Annotated in this window: 14 protein-coding genes, 1 other RNA gene and 3 pseudogenes; 6 read left to right on the top strand and 12 right to left on the bottom strand. The window is 49.5% G+C overall.

The window, feature by feature from the left end:
• Positions 1 to 37 precede the first annotated feature (37 nt).
• The 7 genes from speG to ACZ3HG_RS20815 all read right to left on the bottom strand — a co-directional run bounded on the left by speG (position 38) and on the right by ACZ3HG_RS20815 (position 7,083).
• Positions 38 to 604 carry a spermidine N1-acetyltransferase gene (gene speG / locus ACZ3HG_RS20845; RefSeq protein ID WP_191934645.1) on the bottom strand — a complete coding sequence of 189 codons (567 nt, stop codon included), beginning with the start codon at positions 602 to 604 and terminating at the stop codon, positions 38 to 40.
• A gap of 142 nt (positions 605 to 746) precedes the next feature.
• Entirely contained in the window at positions 747 to 1,613 is an 867-nt protein-coding gene (locus ACZ3HG_RS20840; protein ID WP_191934646.1) for a nucleoside-specific channel-forming protein Tsx, read from the bottom strand.
• A 412-nt stretch (positions 1,614 to 2,025) separates the two neighbouring features.
• A complete protein-coding gene (locus ACZ3HG_RS20835; RefSeq protein WP_465334262.1) occupies positions 2,026 to 3,171 on the bottom strand; it encodes a DUF4056 domain-containing protein in 1,146 nt (381 codons plus the stop codon).
• Entirely contained in the window at positions 3,168 to 4,175 is a 1,008-nt protein-coding gene (locus tag ACZ3HG_RS20830; protein WP_465334239.1) for a BamA/TamA family outer membrane protein, read from the bottom strand. The genes ACZ3HG_RS20835 and ACZ3HG_RS20830 overlap by 4 nt, the downstream gene beginning before the upstream one ends.
• A 128-nt stretch (positions 4,176 to 4,303) precedes the next feature.
• Positions 4,304 to 5,254 carry a hypothetical protein gene (locus tag ACZ3HG_RS20825; protein WP_423244843.1) on the bottom strand — a complete coding sequence of 317 codons (951 nt, stop codon included), beginning with the start codon at positions 5,252 to 5,254 and terminating at the stop codon, positions 4,304 to 4,306.
• 414 nt (positions 5,255 to 5,668) lie between these two features.
• Positions 5,669 to 6,055 carry a DUF1090 domain-containing protein gene (locus tag ACZ3HG_RS20820; RefSeq protein ID WP_465334237.1) on the bottom strand — a complete coding sequence of 129 codons (387 nt, stop codon included), beginning with the start codon at positions 6,053 to 6,055 and terminating at the stop codon, positions 5,669 to 5,671.
• 167 nt (positions 6,056 to 6,222) lie between these two features.
• Complete coding sequence (locus ACZ3HG_RS20815; protein WP_062744575.1) at positions 6,223 to 7,083, bottom strand: PA4780 family RIO1-like protein kinase; 861 nt, start codon at positions 7,081 to 7,083, stop codon at positions 6,223 to 6,225.
• A 315-nt stretch (positions 7,084 to 7,398) separates the two neighbouring features.
• On the opposite strand from ACZ3HG_RS20815, the pseudogene ACZ3HG_RS20810 reads away from it, so the two are divergent.
• From ACZ3HG_RS20810 to ACZ3HG_RS20795, 4 genes and pseudogenes are all read left to right on the top strand, one after another.
• Positions 7,399 to 7,603 (top strand): annotated as a pseudogene (locus ACZ3HG_RS20810) (integrase core domain-containing protein); the annotation flags it as partial.
• Positions 7,604 to 7,955: 352 nt separating this feature from the next.
• Complete coding sequence (locus ACZ3HG_RS20805) at positions 7,956 to 9,839, top strand: colicin-like pore-forming protein (protein WP_465334235.1); 1,884 nt, start codon at positions 7,956 to 7,958, stop codon at positions 9,837 to 9,839.
• 1,410 nt (positions 9,840 to 11,249) lie between these two features.
• Positions 11,250 to 11,429 (top strand): hypothetical protein, encoded by a 180-nt coding sequence (locus ACZ3HG_RS20800; RefSeq protein ID WP_465334233.1) that lies wholly within the window; start codon positions 11,250 to 11,252, stop codon positions 11,427 to 11,429.
• Positions 11,426 to 12,667 (top strand): tetratricopeptide repeat protein, encoded by a 1,242-nt coding sequence (locus tag ACZ3HG_RS20795; protein ID WP_465334231.1) that lies wholly within the window; start codon positions 11,426 to 11,428, stop codon positions 12,665 to 12,667. Before ACZ3HG_RS20800 ends, ACZ3HG_RS20795 begins: the two co-directional genes overlap by 4 nt.
• A gap of 106 nt (positions 12,668 to 12,773) precedes the next feature.
• Here ACZ3HG_RS20795 and ACZ3HG_RS20790 read toward each other — a convergent pair.
• The 4 genes and pseudogenes from ACZ3HG_RS20790 to smpB all read right to left on the bottom strand — a co-directional run.
• A pseudogene (locus ACZ3HG_RS20790) lies at positions 12,774 to 13,402 on the bottom strand (primase-like DNA-binding domain-containing protein); the annotation flags it as partial.
• A pseudogene (locus ACZ3HG_RS20785) lies at positions 13,402 to 13,858 on the bottom strand (integrase arm-type DNA-binding domain-containing protein); the annotation flags it as partial. The pseudogenes ACZ3HG_RS20785 and ACZ3HG_RS20790, both read right to left, overlap by 1 nt.
• 179 nt (positions 13,859 to 14,037) lie before the next feature.
• Positions 14,038 to 14,401, bottom strand: a transfer-messenger RNA (tmRNA) gene (gene ssrA / locus ACZ3HG_RS20780).
• Positions 14,402 to 14,450: 49 nt separating this feature from the next.
• Entirely contained in the window at positions 14,451 to 14,933 is a 483-nt protein-coding gene (smpB, locus tag ACZ3HG_RS20775) for an SsrA-binding protein SmpB (protein WP_191934651.1), read from the bottom strand.
• Positions 14,934 to 15,093: 160 nt separating this feature from the next.
• Between smpB and ACZ3HG_RS20770 the strand changes: the two genes are divergently transcribed.
• Complete coding sequence (locus ACZ3HG_RS20770; RefSeq protein WP_191934652.1) at positions 15,094 to 15,528, top strand: type II toxin-antitoxin system RatA family toxin; 435 nt, start codon at positions 15,094 to 15,096, stop codon at positions 15,526 to 15,528.
• A complete protein-coding gene (locus ACZ3HG_RS20765; RefSeq protein ID WP_191936875.1) occupies positions 15,521 to 15,808 on the top strand; it encodes an RnfH family protein in 288 nt (95 codons plus the stop codon). Before ACZ3HG_RS20770 ends, ACZ3HG_RS20765 begins: the two co-directional genes overlap by 8 nt.
• 106 nt (positions 15,809 to 15,914) lie before the next feature.
• Here the strand turns inward: ACZ3HG_RS20765 and bamE are convergent, their stop codons facing one another.
• On the bottom strand, positions 15,915 to 16,256 hold the full coding sequence (gene bamE, locus ACZ3HG_RS20760; RefSeq protein ID WP_191934654.1) for an outer membrane protein assembly factor BamE: 342 nt from the start codon (positions 16,254 to 16,256) through the stop codon (positions 15,915 to 15,917).
• Between the last annotated feature and the right edge of the window lie 55 nt (positions 16,257 to 16,311).

Raw genomic sequence — 16,311 nt, 5'->3', positions numbered from 1 at the left:
CAACGGCAGGTCGGGTGAACCCTCCTGCCGTTTTTCTTTACTGTGCGGTGGTTTTTACCATGCTGTGTGCTGGTTTGAATTTTTCCAGATACTGATGCTGGAAGATGCACATGCGAATGGTATTACGGTATTCACCGTTGATAAAGAATTCGTGGATCAGCTCACCTTCAATTTCAAAGCCCAGCTTGCGGTAAATGTGGATCGCCTTTTCGTTCTCTTTATCGACGATCAGGTAGAGTTTATACAGGTTCAGCACCGAAAAACCGTACTCCATCGCCAGCTTCGCGGCCTTACTGGCCAGACCCTTGCCCTGATGGCTGGGGGCGATAATAATCTGAAATTCTGCACGACGGTGGATGTGGTTAATCTCTACCAGTTCCACCAGCCCGGCGTTACCCCCATCATGCTCAACGACAAACCGCCGCTCACTCTGGTCATGGATATGCTTGTCATAAAGATCGGACAGCTCAACAAACGCCTCGTAGGGCTCTTCAAACCAGTAGCGCATGACGCTGGCGTTGTTATCCAGCTGATGGACAAACCGCAGGTCTTCACGCTCCAGAGGACGCAGTTTCACGCTGTGATCAACAGACTTAGCCGACATAAAAATTCCTTTTCGGGGATGCAATATTGCCGGGGGAGTATAACGGTTTATCACAGGTAAAAAAAACGCGCCCGAAGGCGCGTTGCGTGACGCTTTTTACCGGAACAGGATGTGACCTTGATTTTCAGTCACGCCGGGGTCATCAGAAGTTGTAACCCACCACCAGGTAATAACCGAAGCCGTTCGACTTAACGTTAAAATCGCCTTTGCCAAAGTTCAGCTCGGTGCCGTCATTCCACTGGCCGCCGTTGTGGAAGTAACGCGCCACGACGGAGTAGTGCCAGTGATCGTAGCCCAGCGAGAGAATATGGCTGGAGGCAATCGAGTTGCTGGTGCGCGCGGGCGCGGAGTTATCCCCAAGGTCAGAACCCCAGTCAAAGTTAGTGAAGCCGATATAGCTCAGGTTGCCGCCCCACAGCTGAGTCAGCGGCACGAAGTATTTCACCTTGAAGCGGTATCCGTCCCACTGATTTTCGTTGGCTGCACCGTAGTTCGCCCACTGATATTTTGCGTACACGTTCAGCGACAGGCCGACGTCGGAATGGGTGTCGATATCGGTACCCAGGCCCATATACCAGGTGTTCTGGCGGTTGGCACGGTTGTCACCCATATCGTAGATATAGTTGTTGGCGAAGTACCACTCTTTGAACGGGCCAAACGCCAGGCTGGTGCCGGTCAGTTTGTCGATGGAGAAGCGCGGTTCGATCTCCATAAAGAACGGGGAGCCGTCATCCCATGCGCCGACGTCGTTACCGTTGCCCACCCCGAAGAATTTAGGCACATCAATATAGCCGTAGAAATCGAACCAGTCTTTTTTCGCAAAGGCTTCGTATTCCAGATAAACGTCATTGTTCAGCTGAGGCCCGAAGCGGGTGTGATAGCTGCCGACCACATTGACGCTCTGATGCCACCAGTCAGAAACATACTCCGGACTGCTGGTTTCAGCGAATGAGGAGTGGGTATAAGAGAGCGCTGCCAGCGCGCCAGCCATCATAATTTTATATTTCATTATTATTACCACATGCTCTGAGACCCGGCTCTGTAGCCAGCGCGCTGGTTGGGTCAGGTTATCTACGGCGACAAATGGGTGATTAAGATTACGAAAAAAACACCCGCCATCATTGCTGCGGCAGTGTGCCGCTAACAGCGTGTTAGGAAATAGAGATTGCTCACACTTGTCAAATTCTGTTTCATTTCAATTCAGCTAAAGTGTGATTCAAATCACAAAAAATCCACGGCAGTACGGAACTTAATCAGAAAAGGGGTTTTGCCGTCGCCAGACAGCAAGGTAAACGGTTGCCTGGTGATTTCTCAGGTTCAGGGTAAAAACGAGGGGCGTCGGCGGTAAAAAAGGATGGCGCTGTTTTCTGCTCAGTCATAAGGCGGGCTTATGCGTCATCGGGGTGGCAACCCTCTATGCCCTAACGACAGGCATCCCCTTTTGCGGCCAGATGATCGCGGTCGGCTTGCTCTGCCTGCTGCGCCAGCTGGGCAAAATCCCCGTACTGGTACATCAGCTGCGGGGTGGGTAAATTCACCATATTCTTTCCGGGCCAGATTTCCAGCCGCGCAAAACCGGAAAGAGGCTGCTGGTTAAAGTGGTCGGGCAGCGTCAGCCAGAGTTCGGGGACGCTGTCTGCCGGACGGGAAGGGAGGCGGCGGTCGAGGGTGCTGTAGTTACGGCGCAGGACGAGGAATTTATCCGGCAGGCGGCAGCGGCTGTTCCACCACGATCCGTCGATCATATCAAAGTGGAAGCGGGTCTCTTTGGGGCTGACCGCCAGCAGCTGTGCCAGAGCCTGGGGGATCATCTGTGCCATTGATGCCTCGTACTGCGTCAGCGAGGTGCCCCCTCCGTGGGAGAGAAGGTCGATCGCAATACGCGCGCCCAGCAGGTTTGAATAGAGATCTTCCGGGGAAAAGGCCGAGACCCCTTCTGAATAGCCCGGTACGGATTCAAAGCCGTACCACTGCGCCACTTCATGCCAGACCGCCAGCTGGAAGGCGAGATGGGCTGCCAGCCGGATAGCCAGGTTATAGCGGTCCAGCGCGTTAGCTGGCGGGGTAAAGTGCCCCAGCCGGATGATGCGCTGGCCCAGCTCATCAGGCAGCGTGAGGGTGCCCGCCTGGCCCAGCTGCGGCAAAATGCGGGTAAACAGCCACAGCGTGTTATCCGCGGTGTCGCGCACGTGGGCGAGGTCAATAAACCCTCCGCGCCGGGTGTAGACAATTCCGTCGTGCTCACTGTTCAGCCCGGTCAGGGTCATGATGATACTGTCCCAGCTGTCGTTGTAGTGATGCCTGCCCGTATTGTCCGCAGCCACCACGTTACCGAACTGAATAAAGGGCACCGGGATGCCTAAAAATTTTGCCTGCACATCATAGCCGAAGGCGCAGCAGGGCCGCAGGCCATCCGGGGGCGACAGCGTAGGCAGGGTGGGCCAGACCTGGGCCGCCAGGGCCGCCGGCTGCCGGAGATCTCTTGTTTTTAAGGCGGAGGCGGCCGGGACCGGGACCTGGCAGGCATTTAACACCAGGGTTAACAGCACCCATCTCTTTTTCATCAGAACGCTTCCCCAACCTGGAAATAGAACCCCGTACTTTTCTCGCCTACGCCGTAGTCAAAGCGCAGATTCATGCTTTTTTTAATCTCAAAGCGATAACCGACGCCGACGGTAGGAAGCCAGTGGCCGTCAGCGACATTGTGGACGTCAGAAGACATACTGCCTGCACCAACCCAGGCGACAACACCGTGCCGCCAGCTCAGTTTTTTACGCAGTTCAAGCTGGGTCGTCACAATATTACGATCGCGGTAACGCCCTTCGTAATAACCCCGCAGGTGATGGCTGTCCCCTAAAAAGCCGGTCATTGTCCAGGGGACATTGCCCCCGGCGAACCGGCCGTACAGCTCCCAAGCCAGCAGGGTGGTAGGGGTCAGGGGATGATATAGATCGTACTGCGTATCCCAGACGTCAAAGCGGTTATCGCTGCCTAAGGTCGGACTATATCGGGTATAGCTGATATTGAGCAGCTGTCCGCGCGAAGGATTGATGGTGACATCCCGCGTGTCATAGCTGAACAACAGGCTGGCCCCGATGTTCATCTCACTTAAGCGCACCGGGTGCTGAAAGAAGCTTCCTGCCGCTTTTTTTTCTAACCCGGTCGCTTTCTGGTCGTCGAAGGAACCGCCCATCCCGACGTAGGTATTCGCCCCCAGCCGGTAGAGGATTTTGGGCGTCAGGGTAACGGAGCGGGCATTATAGGACTGCTTTCCCCGCTGATGTCGCCCGGCCTGGTAACCAACGCCCCAGTAATCCAGCGGACGATGGCTCAGGTCCCCGTTGAGAAAAAAACGCCACCGATCCTGATGAAAAAAGGTGTAGTTTTCGTAACCCACACCAAACGCGCCCGTTGAGCTACCAAAGCCGGTGAGGGATAACGACGACAGCGGTGAAGACTGCGGACGATCGTCGGGATGGTAAAACCCGACGGCAGCAACACCGATGCCCACGCCCAGCTCCGGGGTATAAAAGGGTCCCGGCACCACCCCCCAGTCGATACCTTTATGCAAATCGGCCTCCTGCGTGCTGAACCTGCTCAGGTATCTGTCCACCGTCGGCCTGCTTAACAGCAGGGTGCCCTGGGACAGTGACGGAATGAGAAACAAAGTCATTAGTAGCCCAATGTTAGCCCACATGTTTAGAAACGAAACTCGCCACCAACCATTACGCTGTTACGTTTTTCAAAGCCCACCTCGGTAATCACGTTGAAGTTACGCGTAATTTCGTACTGCCCGCCGACCAGAATATTCCAGGGAGACTGCAAATGCTGCTTAACGCGAAAGCGGCCCTGGTCGTCTTTATTGACGAAGTTCACCAGCTGCACCAGGTTTTGCGGCATGTTCAGATTACCCAGGCTGCCTCTGAAGTCCTGAGAGACATCCTGATACATACTGCCGACCCACACGCTGGCGTGCGATACCGGGATGGAGAAGCGTTCAAATCCTGGCACGGTGAAGCGATAACCGACGCGCGGCGTGAAGGTGAAAGCCGACGTACTGCCATCAAGAATGTCGAAGTCTGTACGGGTATAGTTGAAATCCAGCGTGCCGAACCAGTTGTGATACCCATAGGCCAGCGTTGTGCCGCCACCGTAGGTGGTTCCCTTAAATTTCAGCGTAAAATTGAGGTTCTTGAGCTGCGGGGGGCAGGCACCCACCGCGCAGACGGAGACATCAGAGACCGAGCTCCCTTTTGTATGGCCAATAATGCCGTAGACATTCATAAAGGGAAATAACCAGGTATCCAGCCTGGCATTCTCGGTTTTGGACCTTTCCCGGGTATGGCCGACGTTAATATTAAACAGATCGTTGCCAATCGGGATCGGTGCCATGCCGGGAAACAGTGAAGGGATTTTAAGGTTAGAGAAATTGATACTGTTAACCTTAATATTCTGACGCATGTTCATGTAATTAAAACCAATCCCATAGGGATCGGGTAAGTCATAACCGCGGCGGCGTATCTCTTTACCAAAAAAGGGCAGAGGGCCAGTGGTTTCACCAAACAGATCGGGTGAACGTTGTGGTTTTTGATCGTCCAGGACCATCAGAGGGTCGGTATCTCCATGATAATCCAGCGAGTCAGGTATCATCGCATTAGGCACACCCGCAAAGGCCGGCACCAGCGGTGCAGAGCAGAGCAGGAAACCGGCAATAATATTGGCTCTAGTGTTTGGCTGTTTCTTCATTTATTACAATCCATGTATGTGCTGGGAAGGGATCGCAGGAGCATAGCGACAGTCCTCTCCCTTTTCATTCCAGAAAATGCGATATTTCCGCGGCAGGCATGGCTTTTTATTAATTGTAATTCTTTATGTTTTATTAATCACTGGCTGGTAGTTTAATTACCGGGATAAGTCTGGCAATTAACCGGTTTGAGTAACGCGGAGAAGGCAATGTTTTTACATTTAATGCTTGCTATGACACAGATAAAATAAATAAGGGATCATCACTCGCGGGAAGGGAAGAGAGCAGAACGCCCTGGTACAGGACGTTCTGGCGCGTCATTAGCGGGTTAATTCTGCTTCAGCCTCGCGAAGTTCTTCGCGGGCTTCATCCCGTTTTTTCGTTTTTTTATCGATTTTTTCCTGTCTGCCATCGGCTTTGGCTTCGGTCAGCTCCTGCTCACGCTCCTGCACTTTACGCTGTTTTTCTGCCACCTTTGCCTGACGCTCTTTCAGCAGGCTGCTGTCTGTGCAGTGGTCGGTGACTTCCTTCAGCGCTTTCTTCAGGCCCGCTACGCGGTGCGGATTACCCTGCTGTTCCGCGTACTGGATTTCCTGCTGGATACTTTGCTGTTTAGCCGCGCAGCCGGTCAGCGCGGCGCTGGCCTGCACGGAAAAAAAACAGCTGGCGATAAGGGTTGAGCTAAGAATAATCAGGTGCTTTTTCATTGTTATCCTAAATTTGCGGTGTGGTGACCGCTATTATACCTGGCGTTCTTAAGAGATCCTTATCACCACACATTGTTTGTGCCATTGCTGCGGGAAGTGCCCGGGACGCAGGCAAAAAAAAGCCCACAGGTGAACCTGCGGGCTGTGAGCGCTGCCGATACTGGCTGTCAGTCGTCTTCGTCGTCCCGCTCTTTGCTGGCGCGCTGGCGGTCATAAAATTCATCTTCGGCGGCAATGATCTCATCCATCAGGGAGCCCATATCCACTTCATGTGTCTCTTCAACAAACAGGCCGGTGAGCGCCACTTCCGGGGTGAGTTTGCCGTCTTCATACAGCATCCATATCTCTTTGGCATAGCGCGTCTTCAGGAGCTGCGGCGCGTACTGGCCATAGTAGGCGGTGATGTTATTCACATCACGTTCAAACATGGATTCTGCCAGGTTGTTGGCCGCCGCATCAACAGCCTGCGGCAGATCGATAATCACCGGGCCCCGGGCATCGAGCAGCACGTTAAACTCGGATAAATCGCCATGCACGATGCCGGCGCAGAGCATGCGCACGATATTACGGATCATGATATTGAAATCAGTAACGGCATTCTCTTCCGTCAGGATCACATCGCTGAGGCGGGGTGCAACCGCGCCTTCAGCATCGGTGACCAGCTCCATCAGCAGCACGCCCTCTACGCAGAGATAGGGTTGCGGCACGCGCACCCCGGCGTTATCCAGACGGAACAGCGCATCGACCTCGGCCATCTGCCAGGACTCTTCCTGCTGCTTGCGCCCGAAGCGTGAGCCTTTTTTCATCGCGCGGGAGTCACGCGTGTTGCGGACTTTACGTCCTTCCTGATACTGCACGGCCTGCTTGAAGCTGCGCTGCGTGGCTTCTTTATACACTTTGGCACACTGGATCTTGTCACCGCACAGCACCGTGTAAACGTCAGCTTCTTTACCGCTTTTCAGGCGCTGAAGCACGTCGTCTATCAGGCCGTCATCGACCAGGGGTTGGATTCGTTTTGGGATTTTCATGCGGCTTTATACCTTATTTCGGCCGCTTTTCGTATCAATAACAAAGACGGCGACACAGAACAAATGGCAGAGGCTGAACAATGAGGTCATTTTACCGAAAAAAAGGCGGTTTGTGGGGTTGGCGGCGTCGATGAGTGACATTTTTCAGTGACAGGCCGATCGGACAGGGGACAGCAGCATGAACTGGGGCAGGGAAGGGCATGTCAGTACCGGCAAGAGCCGACTCGCGGCTGTTATTTTGCAGATGGTTATGGGGCAACCGGCTGAACAAGCGGGTGTATAGAAATAAGGACCGATTTCTGACTCCCGTGAACACCGACGGACAATGCGACGGTGGAATCCTTCAGCGGCAGGCTGTGGCAGCAGTGTCTGAACGAGAACGGGTTCATATGGGGGCGGATGCACGGTATAAAATCAAGGTCTGGTTTATACATACTATAACGAAAGCCGTCCCCATTCTATATTGGGCTGGATGGCCTCCTCCAACTTCCCCGGTAGCCAGAATATGCAGAAAGAATAAATTTGGAGATTACTGATTATAAATTGGCGTATAAAACATATGAGTCAGCCTCCCCTGTGTTCAGTCATTTATAGCAGGGGGAAAAGAATTATTTTATACAAATGACACTCATAAAATTCAATTTCAATGCTCGTGTTTATTGATGCCATGCCTGGCACAACAAAACCTCATGGTATTACCCGGCGATGTGAAAGATATTAATTGTCGTGTTTAGCATGTTTATTGCTGTGCATATAAATACACTTTTATACAACGGTACGGGTGTGGGTAAGATTGTCCGCCATATCAGGGGGCAGTTTAAATAACACATTCTTTCATCAATAAAAATAAAGGCTTTGAAAAGGAGTTTTATATGAGTGAAGATTCGATGACTGTGACGGCTCCGGGTGGCAACTACGGTGGCAGCGGTGGTGACGGCAACGGCGGGAATAAAGATACAAGCTATGGCAGTGCTAGCGTGTCGGTATTAAAACCCGGTGAGGTTGTGGAGTCTCCCTTTGGCAAAATTATTATTAATGCAAAAGGGCATGCGACTATGAATGGGGTGATAATGAATGAAGAAAATTCATCCATGGTCAGTTATAAAGAACAGACAGGTTTAAATAGCGTACGAGTTCTTAATTCTCTGATATCACCCTCCCCTTCTGTTGTTAATTCTAATGCTAAGGGTTCTGCTGCGATGTCAGTAGTAAACAATAATTTAGCACTAAGATTGGCTAACAGCTGGGCTTCTGCCGGGCAAATCAGTTCCGTTCAGATTAACGACTCGATCCTTGACGCCGTTAATAATCAGCTTCCTTCGAAAAACCAGTCGTCCATTTCAACTTCTTCATTTAAGACACTTAGCGACTTGATGAATTCCCAGCCCTTGCGGCTGCAAAAAAATACGGCGGAACAGATTACAAATGCCTGGCAGCGTGCATATAAGACAATGCCGGATAAAATTCCACAGATCAAAAGCACTGGTGGCAGTAATGGAACCACTACTACCGTAATGGTGAACAATGTAAAAAAAGGCAAGCTTGCCGAGGCGCTGCCACAGGTTGCTGCTGAAATCCAGAAAACACTGACGCAGAAACAGGTTGCTGAAGCTGTGGCTAAAACTGCGGCTCTCAACGAAAGTAGGGCCGCAGATAAGGCAAGACAGGTTATCACAGAAGCAGCAAAAATTAGCGGTGCCAAGCTTTCAACGCCTGATGCTGAGACTGCAGTTAACGCTGCAACGAGGGAGTCATCAGCCAAAGCTCAAACAGCCAGTTCGGCGGCCAGAACGGCATCAGCCAAGCGCCAGACTGCCGATAAGGCATTGGCAACGGCTGTTCTTGCGGACAGGGCTTTTAATGATTTGCAAAATAAAGTCTACGGCATGGATGTAAGGGACGGTAAATACGGAAGCTATAGCATCCGTTCGACGGGCGGGTCGAACGGTAAGACACAAACTACCTTTTCTGACTCAGGTATTTCTATCCTGCAACTGGATAACGCGCGCAAGCACGCTTCAGACATGCGTCAGGCCGCAAACAAAAGCGAAGCGGACGCGACCGCTGCGGAATCAGAAGCAGTTAAAGCGACTAAAGCATCCTATGACGCCGAAACCCGGCGACAAGCAGCTCAGGCCTCCCTTGCTTCAGCCATAAATACAAATGACGCCGATATACTCATAAAAGCTAGCGAGGTTATTTCCGGCGCTGGTAAGGACATTGGTGAGAAGCTGAGTGCTGAATATAAGGAGTTATATGATTCACTTGCTGGTGATATTAAGAACTTCAAGGGTAAAACAATTCGCAGCTATAATGACGCTCTCAAATCCCTGAATGCCATACTTGCCAACCCTTCTTTGAAAATTAATGCGGCCGATAGGACTGCATTAGTTAACGCTTGGAATGCAATAGATGCGAACAGCTTTTCGCAAAAATACAGTTATCTGAGCAAGTCATTCAAGGTGGCGGACATCGCACTGAAGGTCAGATCCATCACAGAAAAATTGGTCGAAGGTTACAAAACAGATAACTGGGGCCCGCTGATGCTGGAAGTAGAGTCTATGGTACTGGCCGGCATCACTTCCGCTGCTGTTCTTGGACTGATATCAGTCATTTTAGGTGCATTCCCCCTGTCTGCACTTGTAGTAACGACTCTGAGCATTGCGGCTATCATAATGGTGGCAATAATCACTTCTGCTATCGATGCAAATAAAGCAGCTACGCTGAATAAAGCCATTTCTGATTTACTGAAATAACATAGTATCGGGAGATGGGCTATCCATCTTCCTTTTTTAAAGTGAGCTTCAGGTATTTAAAAGCTGAAAATATAAACAAAACTCTCATCTAGTCAGTAAATTAAAGGAAATCATAAAATAAGTCCTATTGCTAGAATATTAAAAACTTTCATGTTGGACATGTCCTTAACGGCTTCCAAAAGAGCCGTGTGTTCTTTCAGACAGAAGAAAAGGGAGAACAAAGGGGCTGTTTTGATAAAAGCCCCTGGCAGGGAAGAAAGTATCAGCAGGTGCGAAGAGATAATCTTCGGAACGTTGTGCATAATGGACATAAAATAGCTGATAATCTCTGGATTTTCACCAGTGGCATAAAAACCAGAATGAAACCATTAATACCAAAAGGATTGACGTCGATGAGCGAAAAACTTTCCGTTTCATCACATGGCGTAGACTGCTCAAGATAGGTCTATTTTAATGTCATTGAGCATCCAAGTGTGACAGAAGAGGAATTCATACTAATTTACAAGCTGATACCGTACGTTGCCACATTTCGCTGACCTGGGCCATCCCAACGAAACAATAAAGCTTTGTGAGGTGCCTAAAAGGTTCGGATTTAATTAGTTCTCTTCGGGCTTCGCGGGAAAATTCAAGGCATAAAAAAGCCCGCAGGGCTTACGCCTTGCGGGCTTTTAGGACTTCATTGAATGGGTCTGGTAACCAATCGACCAAGAATTTGGTGCTGGCGGAAACTGACTTTTACCTATAAATTATTGTTTATATTTAATTTTGTTGAATTCAGGTTTGATTGATATACCTAAGCGTATACCAATACTGTTCCGTCTGTGACTCTTTTACAGCTTACAAGTTAAAGCTGTATGAAACTAAACGCTCTGACCATCCTCAGAAAAAAAAGATTTTAAGGAAAAGTGTTCACCTTGTTCACTTTTATGTTTTTATCATAAATATCATTAATTTATATGGTTATCAGTTGACGGGTAACTCTTCGCTACTCTTCACCCGAGGTGAACACCTTTCACCCTAAGGCGTAAAAGTAGAACGACCTGCTTAGATTTTCATCGCATTACGGAAGATGGTCGTTTGCACTGCTTGGGCGAATGCAGCCCATCACCTACGTTGTAAGGCGACTGTGAGCGAGGAGCGGACGCTTTGCTATGCTGATTCCAAGCAATGTATTTACAACTTTCTCGTAAAGTCCGAAGAACGAGCGATTGAGTCGTCTCTACCTCAATAGCAAGTGCATCATTGGAATGTAAAAAAACGTATTAGCAATTAGTTAGTTTAAATGATACAAATACACATTGTATGAAAATGAAGCGATTTTAGTGGGAAAACGCTCCAATCGCTCGTTGATTAATATTGTTCTGCCATGAAAATATTGGTTGAAAAGGTCAAGTTGATAAGGAGATATTAGTGATAGACTGGATTATTGAAAATAAAGAGTGGGCATTCAGTGGATTTGCGATTGCAGTGCCATTATTTCTTTTTGGCCTATTATCTGGTAAAGGAAAAAAAGTCCTGACTCAAAAGAGCGGAAATAATTCAATTAACATACAAGCTAATGGCGATATCAAACTGAAAGCAAAAAAATGAACATTCAAAAACAAGTCTCTGGAGACTACTCTACAAATGTACAAGCCGCTGGTGATGTGCATATAGGAATAAATGAGAAAAAGCTAGAGGAAATACTAGGTAGAGTTATCTCACCGAATAACGATAATGTTTTGAGGATAGTTAATCTCATTGAAGGTGGGGAAATAATCGAGGCGCAAGAGCAAATAGATGGATTGGTTGAAACCAAAATATCTTTATTAGCAGAGGATCTGGTCGATCTTGCTTCGCTGCAAAGCTTAATAAACACTGATAAGTCAGACGCGATTCTTGAAAAAGTAATCATGTTATGTCCGAATAAACCAAGTATTCTAAATGTTTATGCTCTAGTTCAAATGGATAGGGGCAAAATGGACGAGGCAGAGAAAAAATTCATCGAAGCAATCGAAATCAGTAGAGATGACGATGTTAAGGAAAAGGCGATTGGAAATCTTGGTGTTCTTTATAAAAATGTCGGCAGGCATAAAGAAGCTATTGATAATTTCGAACAAGCTATCGGTTTAGCAAAAAAAATAAATCATCATATAGGAATTGTTAAGCACCGTAATAATCTTGGTGCATGCTACCATAATATGGGGAGACAAGATGAATCGGTCACTACTCTGGAAGAGGCTTTAAAAGAAATAAATGGATTAATTGATTTTGAAGATGGAAATAAAAAAAAGAGAAGTCTCAAATCAATACAGGCCAGCGTACTTACTAATATTGCAATAGCGTTGAAGTATAAGTTTCTAAGCTCAGGAGATAATTCTTTCCTTGAGCAGGCGAAATCCTATTTGCAGCGTGCGATTGATATCGAAGAAAGTTTGGATAATGTAGGTCTTTTAGGTAGGCACTTTGGTAATTTAGCTGGAATATATCGCCTTCAAGGTGATAGAAAAAACCATGAGAAGTTTATCAATAAAAGCTTCTTAGCGTTTAAAAAATATGGAACACTAAAGGATAAGTTAACCAGCGAGATGAATATGGGACTGTTCTTTAGTCAGTGCGATAATTACACAGAGTCCTTGATGCATTTCGAGAGTCTTTTATCAAATCCTAATATAAAAAAATTTCCGAAGTTGAATGTCCTAACGTTAATAAACGCCTCATATTCATACGAGCAATTAAACCAAACAGACCGTTCGAAAGAACTTTTAATAGAAGCACGGGACTTAGCACTAACATTCAATCTGAAGTATGAAGTTGAATATATTGAGTCAAACTTTAAAACAGTATAATAAACGGAGTGTGCGGTGAAGTTCTTCGCGTACTGCTAATTTGGCTCTTTAAAGAGCCGCTTCTGGCACAAACCGGCCTAAGCCGGTTTGATCTTATCGGGAGTAATTAGCCATCGCAACGCGGCAGCCAGTCAGACTCGCAGTCCTCACTCAGCTCCAGGCTGGTCTGAATGCCATTCTTCGTCTTGCGCTTCAGCAACTCTATCTTGTACTCCTTCAGCGTCTGCAGGATGGCCTGCACGAACGCCGTCAGGCTCATGGGGTGCTGATGCCCCCTGACTCCATAAACGAAAGATACGCGTGGTACAGGTAGCGCTTCGGATTCAGGGGCCGGATATTGGCATTGCCGATAAACAGCCCGGTCGGACTTGCTAGCGGCATCAGGTAGACGCAAAAGTCTACCAGCGGATCCGCGTGGCGTTTGATTTCCAGCGCCTCCCCCGAGGTCTGCTGTGCCTGCAGCAGCTTTCTCGCCTCCACAGGCTGCGCAAAACGCTGCATCAGGTGGCGCACGATAACCGCCAGCTCCAGGCGGATTTTATCCAGCAGCTGCGGGTCGCGTTCGTCCGGCGGTATCGTCTCCGGGAACGGCAGGATAACCCGGCGGCGGGACACGCCCCCGCTGCGGTCGCTGAAGCGCATCGGGTTGTTGTTCACCGCCAGTATCACCGCCGGGATATAGGCTGAGTAGGCGTCGCGGTACTTCGGGTCAATCGCCACCGCGTCGCCGCCGCACGGGCTTTGATTTCCTGCACAGGGATCTCGCCGATGGCAGGGAAAACATCTTTCCCAAGAGAACGCCAGATATCCTTAGCGTAATCCGGCGTAACGCTGGCCTGTTCAAAGTAAACCAGTTAGTGGCCGCGGTTGAGAAAATGCTGTTTAACGCGATCTGTTGCTGTTATGTAACCTGTTCGGCCTGCGTCTGTGGGTCAATGCCATTAGCTAACAAGGCAAGGTAATCCGCTCTTAACCATCGGGCATCTGCAAGTGACAGGGCAGGGAAAGCACCGAAGCCCATCATGGTGCGCTGTTTTGTAGCAGGTCGCTGATAGCGAAAACGCCAGAGTTTTTTTACGGTGGTTTTCACCGCCATAAAAAGGCCATCACCATTCTGGGGCGTCAAATCTGTATCAATGGCTTTGGATCGAAGAACTTTGTTGTGGTGAGAGGACGGGTAGTCCGTGCCATTCGAAGCTTTCTGCATGAATTGGTTTACGTGATTGGCATACATCTTACCGTATAGCACTAATACAGGATTTGGCTGGATCTCTCAGACTATTACAGGCACAAAAAAGCCCGCAGGGCTTTCGCCGTGCGGGCTCTTAGGACTTCATCGGATGACTCTGGTAATCACCGATGGAGAATTTTGGTGGAGCTGGCGGGAGTTGAACCCGCGTCCAGAATTACTACACCGTCGGCACTACATGCTTAGTCTGTCTTTACATTCGCCGGTCAGCTGCGAACAGACACGCCACTGACAAACTAGCCTGATTGGTTTTAATGCTTCAACCCCAGGCCGGGTATCCACACGAGTTCTTTTAGGTTTGACCTCTCTTGAATCCCCGTCTTAAGAACGGAAGCTAGGGAGAGAGGGCTCTAAGCAGGTTATTAAGCTGCTAGTGCGTAGTTTTCGTCGTTTGCAACTATTTTTTTGCGGCTTTTAACGAGGCAAACCGCCCCTCGGCATGCTCCTAGGGCTTCGCAAATCCTGTCGAATCCAGAATCAGCCCCAAGTACTGTTTAGCAGTATATCAGAAAAACCTGTCGCTGTGCCAGTAGGTTAGCGATTTGAGTGTTTCATAATACGTGCTTTGTCTAATTTCCACTCGCGATCTTTAATGTCATCGCGCTTGTCGTGCTCTCGCTTCCCTTTCGCCAGGCCAATTTTCAGCTTGGCCCAGGCATTTTTCCAGTACATCGACAGTGCCACGATGGTGTAACCATCACGATTGGCTTTACCAATCAGCGTGTCGAGCTCGCGTTTTTTCAGCAGCAGCTTGCGGCTGCGCGTCGGGTCGCAGACATAGTGCGATGAAGCCACGCTCAGCGGCTGGAAAGTTGACCCGAACAGGTAAGCTTCACCATCGCGCAGCATAATGTAGCTGTCGCTAATGTTGGCCTTACCGGCGCGGAGGGATTTGACTTCCCATCCCTGGAGCGAAAGCCCGGCTTCGAACTCATCTTCGATGGAGTATTCGTGACGGGCGCGCTTGTTCATGGCAATGGTCGCGGAACCGGGTTTATGTGCTTTTTTCTTTGTCATAGTGCCACTTAGTTTACATGAAGCCGTGATTAATGGCATCCCCTGTAACATCCTGGGCAGGGGAAACAGGTATTTTAGCAGATGGTTAGCAGGAGAGAATTTTTGTTTGATTGCCTGCGATGGTATTATTACTGCGTTATAAAAAAAGACAGGAATGGATATGTCCCAGATTAGTCGTTCGGCGCTGGTGCCGTACAGTGCGGAACAAATGTTCCGCTTAGTGAATGATGTCGACAGCTATCCGCAGTTTCTGCCGGGGTGTACCGGTAGCCGGGTGCTGGATGCCAGCGACGACCAGATGACCGCTGCGGTGGACGTCTCCAAAGCGGGGATCAGTAAAACCTTCGTGACGCGCAACACCCTGACGGATAATCAAAGCATCCATATGCAGCTGGTAGACGGGCCCTTTCGCAAGCTGACCGGCGGCTGGCGTTTCACCGCCCTCAGCGAAGATGCCTGTAAGGTAGAGCTGAATCTGGACTTTGAGTTTACCAATATGCTGGTTGAACTGGCCTTTGGTCGCATCTTTAAAGAGCTGGCCAGCAGCATGGTGCAGGCATTTACCCAGCGCGCTAAAGAGGTCTACAGTGCCTGATATCGCGGTTGAAGTGGTCTATGCGCTGCCCGAAAAGCAGTATCTCTACAGTGTCAAAGTGGAGGAGGGCAGTACCGTAGAGCAGGCGATTATTGCTTCGGGTTTACTGACGCTGCGCAGCGACATCAACCTGCAGGAAAACAAGGTCGGGATATTCAGCCGTCCGGTGAAGCTGCACGATATCGTGCAGAGCGGGGACCGCATTGAAATCTACCGACCGTTAATTGCCGACCCGAAAGATCTGCGCCGTCAGCGGGCAGAGCGGGCAGCAAAAAAATAAGGCGCACTCAGCGCCTTATTTTTTGAATCATTTTCCCCCGCCTTACCCGCCGTTAACTGCATGCCGACCGGAACCAGGGGGCGGGATCTGCTACAAACGATCAGCCTTAGTTCTTACTGAGGGCCGGTTTGTTATCAATATTGGTCAGCGTACCGCTTTTATCGAAGGTCAGGGTCAGCGTCTGCTGTTTCACTGGCTCATGGCCAGGCTCCTGACGGAAGATGTAGTACCAGACGTTGTTACCAAACGGGTCATGCATCATCGGCGTGCCAAGAGTGTAAGCAACCTGCTGCTGCGTCATTCCCGTATGGATCTTCGCAACATCGTTGGCGACCAGATAGTTACCCTGGTTGATATCCGGGCGGTACACCACGCGCTCCAGAGTGGAACAACCCGCAGTCGTCATCAGAAGAACCACCGCAGCAGCAGTCAGCGTTTTACAGCGCATAATCAATGTTTATTCCTTTGTGGCTATATTCATATCCCCTGAAACCGCAGCTCCG

The sequence above is a fragment of the Erwinia sp. PME.40.26/001 genome (genome assembly GCF_055556675.1).
Note: the sequence above shows the minus strand (reverse complement) of the source record. Positions and strands in the feature narration are given on the sequence as shown.